Consider the following 247-nt stretch of genomic DNA (forward strand, 5'->3'; position numbering starts at 1 on the left):
GACAACGGTCCCATGCCGAGCGCAACCGCTACGGCTGATCCACCGCTGCTCCCGCCGGACGTCAGACGCCGATCCCATGGGTTACGGGTAATGCCGGTGAGCAGGCTGTCCGTGACGATCTTGTTGCCAAACTCCGAGGTCGTAGTCTTGCCGAACAGCAGCGCGCCGGCCTGTCGCAGTCGCGCGACCGCGGGTGCGTCATCGGCCTCCGGCGCGCTAGGTGACGTAAGCGATCCGTATCGTGTCG

At 66.0% G+C, this 247-nt stretch carries 1 protein-coding gene; it reads right to left on the minus strand.

From position 1 onward, the window contains the following. On the minus strand, window positions 1–247 hold a 247-nt coding region (locus SB689_RS23855), incomplete at both ends, for an amidase family protein (RefSeq protein WP_410694510.1).

Source organism: Chryseobacterium sp. SIMBA_038, assembly GCF_046535115.1.
Taxonomy (GTDB): Bacteria; Bacteroidota; Bacteroidia; order Flavobacteriales; family Weeksellaceae; genus Chryseobacterium.